Annotated in this window: 6 protein-coding genes; 5 read left to right on the plus strand and 1 reads right to left on the minus strand. The window is 48.8% G+C overall.

The window, feature by feature from the left end; translation table 11 throughout:
• The 5 genes from AC1DUO_RS23070 to AC1DUO_RS23090 form a co-directional block, all read left to right on the plus strand.
• The coding region (locus AC1DUO_RS23070; RefSeq protein ID WP_477988925.1) for a fimbria/pilus outer membrane usher protein at positions 1–832 on the plus strand (832 nt) is incomplete at its 5' end.
• Between the two features lie 34 nt (positions 833–866).
• On the plus strand, positions 867–1,445 hold the full coding sequence (locus tag AC1DUO_RS23075; protein WP_477988926.1) for a fimbrial protein: 579 nt from the start codon (positions 867–869) through the stop codon (positions 1,443–1,445).
• Positions 1,446–1,490: 45 nt separating this feature from the next.
• On the plus strand, positions 1,491–2,060 hold the full coding sequence (locus tag AC1DUO_RS23080) for a fimbrial protein (RefSeq protein WP_240433005.1): 570 nt from the start codon (positions 1,491–1,493) through the stop codon (positions 2,058–2,060).
• 29 nt (positions 2,061–2,089) lie between these two features.
• Entirely contained in the window at positions 2,090–2,692 is a 603-nt protein-coding gene (locus AC1DUO_RS23085; RefSeq protein ID WP_013576812.1) for a fimbrial-like protein, read from the plus strand.
• The gene (locus AC1DUO_RS23090) at positions 2,685–3,809 is read left to right on the plus strand and encodes a fimbrial protein (RefSeq protein ID WP_013576813.1); all 1,125 of its coding nucleotides are present in this window, start codon (positions 2,685–2,687) and stop codon (positions 3,807–3,809) included. Before AC1DUO_RS23085 ends, AC1DUO_RS23090 begins: the two co-directional genes overlap by 8 nt.
• A 71-nt stretch (positions 3,810–3,880) precedes the next feature.
• Here AC1DUO_RS23090 and speA read toward each other — a convergent pair.
• A partial coding sequence (speA, locus tag AC1DUO_RS23095; protein WP_477988928.1) for a biosynthetic arginine decarboxylase occupies positions 3,881–5,753 on the minus strand: 1,873 nt, incomplete at its 5' end.

Below are 5,753 nucleotides of genomic sequence, written 5' to 3' on the forward strand. Positions count from 1 at the left end.
GGGTAAACGTCCCGGTGGATTTACCAACCTAAATGCCGGCATAAGCACTGACTTTAAAGGCTCCTCGCAAATGGACATGAGTGCTGGCGGTTATAGCGAGGATAATCGCTACAACTACAGCGTTAATACGTCATCTTCACTCGCCGACTCAGAGAATTTAAATCAAATTGGCGGATACGGAAGCTATAACAGCGCTTACGGCCCCGTGAGTCTTTCCGCCTCTTTAACCGATGACGGAGGACGGCAGGCTTCCTTCGGCTCCAGCGGAGGTATGGTTATTCATGCTGACGGGATTACATTTGCTCCCGGAAACATCAATGACTCCGATACGCTGGCACTGGTCAGCGCCAAAGGGGCGAAGGGCACAAAAATGAGTACGGGTGAAGGTCGGATTGACAGTAACGGATATGCAATCACACCTTATCTTTCACCCTATCAGGAAAATACGGTGGGTCTGGACATCAGCACACTGGAGGCAGACGTTAATATTGTTAATACCAGCACGATTACCTACCCGCGCAGTGGTTCAGTGGTATTAGTTAATTTCGAAACCGATGAAGGCCGCTCAGTTATTATGGAGTTGCAACGTTCCGATAACGGATTCATTCCTTTAGGTGCTGATGTTTTTAATGATAAAAACATCCTCGTGGGAAATATGGGCCAGGGCGGAATGGCTTTCATTCGCGGTATCGATGATAAAGGGATACTGCATGTTGTCTGGGGAAGTCAGTCTGACCAATCCTGTCAGATTAATTATTCCATCCCGGAAACCCCAGAAAAAGTGAACATGACAATCATGTTAAAAAATATCCTTTGCACAATCACCCATTGATTTCCGGGTAAATAGAATAAACAGGAGAAAAAGAATGAGAAAGGGATACAGAATATCATTCTCGATATTTTCAGCTTTATTTATCAATATGAACATGACACCGAYTTTCGCACAAAATGTTAACGTTACTTTTAGCGCTAATATTATTGAAACGACGTGTGAAATGAGACTGGAAGGCGGTTCAGGAAATGGCATTAACAATACCATTCCTGTTGGTTCGGGCGGAAAGGTGGGGTTAGATAAAATTATTGCCGGTGATAATGCTGCTACGGCAACCTTCAAAATAAAAATTGTGGAATGCCCGGCGGGAGTCACATCGATTAAAACCACCATAAGGGGCACGCAGTCAAATTATGCTGACACATTGATTACTAGTGGAATTACAGGTGAAGGGGCATCCTCCTTTTTGGGCGTTTCTATTGCACGGGCTTCGGCTTCAAACCAGCCTTTTGTGATTAATTCCACCAATGACAGCCAGCGGCTCAACTGGAGCAGCGCAGAAATCAATGCAAAAGAGGTCACCCTGATTTCACGCCTGCAAGAAACGCAAGCAAATAAAGGAACAACGGGGAATTTCAGCGCCGTTGCCACCTTTAACTTTAACTATGAATAAAATAGAAAAAACAGGTTATGAAAGATCTGCATGGAGAAAAATAACGTGAAACCCAAACAAATTTTACTGCTTTCAGCAGCATTCATCATGACGTGTTCAGCACATGCCGTTGAGCTCACGCCGACTGAAAATTTAACCGCTACTTTTACTTCTACTATTGAAGCAGGGACTTGTGCTGCCCAGATTCAAAACTCATCAGGGACACCGACATCCGCCATTAACTTTAATGATGTCTATAAATCAGAACTGAAACAGAAAAGTAAAATTCAGCCTTTTAAACTGGTTTTCAGCGATTGCTCCGGCGTTAAATCCGCCGAGATCACCGCCAACCCAACAGCAGGAGCCTGCTCCGGTACCGGAGCCAGTGGTGATTCATTTGCCAACAATGGCGGCACTGCAGCGGCGACTGCGGTTGAACTCTGGCGGAATGCACCTGACAGCGGCACTCAGTTCAGTTGTGTCGACAGAGCCACACCGCAAACGGTCACACTCACCACTGCGGGCACAACCCTGAATATGAATGCCCGAATGGTGATTGCAGCAGGCAGTACACTATCAAATGTTACCTCAGGGAACTTTATTGCACCGATCACGTTTGTGATTATCTATCAATAAATCGCCGAGCAAAGACTAATGGAAGGAATATGATAAATCACCCGGTGAATATGAATAATACATTATTACGTTTGTTAACGGTATTAGCCGTGGGGTTTCCTTTCGTCACCAGTGCGGAAAGTGATCTCAACCTGAATATACAAGCTAATATTCTCGAGACGACCTGCCAGTTAACCGTACAAAATGGCGGCGCCATTCATTTACCTACCGTTAGCGTCAATTATTTTGATGATCGCGGTTCCCCGCCTGCGCCAATATTACCCACCGATCAGCTGGGCGGTTATCCGTTCACTGTTAGCCTGAGCGAATGCACGGATGTGATAGAGAATGTTCATTTCAGTTTTGCCCCGCAATCAGGAAATTTCGCACCTGGCTCTAAACAGGTATTTATCAGCGAAACAGACGGTGCAGCAGATGGCGCCGATAACGTGGGCCTGGTGATATTTTCCCAGAAATACAACACCAATGTGCTGGAGGCAGACGGTTCTTCCGATGTGAATTTCCCGATAAACGCCGCAACACCCGTTGCTGAAATAACGGACTATCACTTCTATACACGTTATCAGAATACAGGCGCTGTCTCAGCAGGCCGGGTTACATCAAAAGTATTAGTGAGTGTTAGCTATGAATAATCATTTACCTTTTAATACAGTGTATATACGGTCGTCTCGTTTCATCCGTACATTCATTTTTACCGCTTTATTAGTACTAACGGGGGATTTAACCGTTAAACCGGCTGAGGCGGCAGTAGAATGTTATTTCAGGGATGCCCCCTACACCGCAACATTAAGCTTTTCCGGCTCTGTGGTTTCCCTGTTACCGCATGTGACCAGGACGCAAATGATTACGGACTTAAATCAAAAAGCAGCCACAACTAAGAATGCGCGTACCGATTGTAGCCCGGGTGATTCTGGTGAGATTTTATATGGGATCGCCGGCGCCATTCCTCAGGTTGACGATTACGCGGGTGCTTCCCCCAGTGCGGGATTATATGCCACCAATATCCCGGGGATCCTCTATTCAGTTCAAATCAGAGGCACCGGGGCCAGTTACAGAATTCAAGCTTTTATGCCTTATTTTTACCTTGAAAATGAAACCACGGCACAGTATACCAACAATATGGAAAGCTCAATGGATGGGGGTCAGTGGTATGATTACTATATTGTGCTTTTTCAGACCCCCCAGTTCACCGGTATACCCGCAGGTGTAACCTCCATTCGACCGGCTTCGGCGGGTTATATTGGTGGATTCAGGGTGGGTAAGGAGGACATTAACAACCATCATATTAGTCTGAATATGAGTACTTTCTCCTTCCCCGTGCAAACGCCAACCTGTACTGCGCTGGTCAGCAGTGCGGGCGGCGGTACTATCCCGCTGGGGGATTACAGTGCAGCAAAAGTCAATTCAGGGGCTACCAGCGTGACGAAATTCAGCCTGAATGCTTCCGGCTGTACGAATGTGAACATGTTTAAAACCCGGATGACGACGAATATTGTCGCGCCGGGGAACAATATGTTGTTGGGTAATTCAGTGACATCAAATGCGGCAACGGGTGTGGGTGTGAAAATTACCACAGGTTCTGGCAGCCAGTTGAAACCTAACGACACCAATTCCGTTTACTCAGTGACTGATTTGAATATGCCTTCATCTAAACAATTACAGTTCAACGCGCAACTGGTCGGCGATTCCAGGAGTATTTCGGTAGGACGCTTCTCTGCCACTGGTACTTTTGTTGTCAATTATGAATAGTAAAAAAATGGCGAAGGAGGACCCCTTCGCCATATTATTGTGACGGTAATACGACGTATTATTTCAACGAATTACTCATCTTCTTCCAGATACGTATAACCGTATAATCCGGATTCAAACTCTTCAACAAACTGCGCCTGCAATTCCGCATCCAGATCAGTTTCTTTTACCTGATCGCGGAAACGGGCCAGCAACACATTCGGGTCCAGTTGCACGTATTCCAGCATGTCCGCCACGGTATCGCCTTCGTCGGACTGCTGCACTTCAATGCTGCCGTCAGGGAAGACAAAGACATCTACTGCTGCAGTATCGCCGAACAGGTTATGCATGTTGCCGAGAATTTCCTGATACGCACCGACCATAAAGAAGCCCAGCACCGGCGGATTCTCAGGGTCGTACGGCGGCATCGGCATGGTTGTGGCTACGCCGTCACCGTCGATGTAGTGATCAATAGTGCCGTCGGAATCACAGGTGATGTCCAGCAGCACAGCACGACCTACCGGTGGCTTATCCAGACCTTCCAGCGGCAGCACCGGGAACAACTGATCAATACCCCACGCATCCGGCATAGACTGGAACAGCGAGAAGTTGACGTACAGTTTGTCCGCCATACGTTCCTGCAATTCGTCAATGATCGGACGGTGTGCACGGTTGCTCGGATCCAGCTGATCCTGAATTTTGTTGCAGATATTCAGGTAGATATCTTCCGCCCAGGCGCGCTGCGTCAGATCCAGAATACCGTGTGCGTATTGCGAATGGACATCATGCAAATCCATCTGGCTGTCGTGCAGCCATTCACGCAATGAGCGGCGGTTTTCCGGATCGTGCATTTCGTTCCAGGTATCCCACATGCTGCCCAGCGCGCGCGGTGCATCATCTTCAGGCGCAACCGGCTCTTTGAACTCGTTACGTTCAACACCAATCACATTGGAGACCAGCACGGTATGGTGCGCGGTCACGGCGCGGCCAGACTCGGTGATCACCGTCGGGTGTGGCAGGCCATGTTCGTTACAGGCATCGCCGATACCCCAGATGACGTTGTTAGCGTATTCATTCAGGCCATAGTTCACCGAGCAGTCAGACTGCGAACGGGTGCCTTCGTAATCCACGCCCAACCCCCCACCCACGTCGAAGCACTGAAWGTTGACGCCCAGCTTGTGCAGTTCAACGTAGAAACGCGCAGACTCACGCACGCCGGTCGAGATATCACGGATATTCGCCAGCTGTGAACCCAGATGGAAATGCAGCAGTTGCAGGCTTTCCAGACGCCCTGCTTCACGCAGCATTTCAACCAGTTGCAGAACCTGAGAGGCCGCCAGACCGAATTTGGATTTCTCGCCGCCGCTGGACTGCCATTTACCGGAGCCCTGCGAGGAAAGACGTGCACGCACACCCAGACGTGGGATCACGTTCAGACGTTCGGCTTCTTCCAGCACCAGTTTAATCTCAGTCATCTTCTCGATAACCAGATATACCTTGTGACCGAGCTTCTCACCGATCAGCGCCAGACGAATATATTCGCGGTCTTTATAGCCGTTACACACGATCACGGAACGGGTCATCCCGGCGTGCGCCAGAACGGCCATCAGTTCAGCTTTCGAGCCGGCTTCCAGACCCAGAGGTTCACCGGATTCCACCAGCGATTCGATCACGCGGCGATGCTGGTTAACCTTAATCGGATAAACCAGGAAGTAGTCACCCTCATAACCGAACGATTCACGCGCACGTTTGAACGCCGCGTTAATCGAACGCAGACGGTGCTGCAAAATTTGTGGGAAACAGAACAGTGCCGGCAGACGCTGACCGTCCTGCTCACGCATGTCTTTCACCAGTTGTGCCAGATCAACACGGGCAGAAGGCTCGTCAGGATCCGGGCAGACACTGATGTGGCCCAGTTCGTTGACGTCAAAATAGTTGTTACCCCAATAGGCAACGTTGTAAGTG

It is taken from the genome of Rahnella sp. P4_A8 (assembly GCF_056402435.1).

What these genes read in the sequence shown, in the direction of transcription:
- AC1DUO_RS23090 (WP_013576813.1), top strand. Translation starts at nt 2,685, where the DNA reads ATGAATAATCATTTACCTTTTAATACAGTGTATATACGGTCGTCTCGT.
- AC1DUO_RS23085 (WP_013576812.1), top strand. Translation starts at nt 2,090, where the DNA reads ATGATAAATCACCCGGTGAATATGAATAATACATTATTACGTTTGTTA.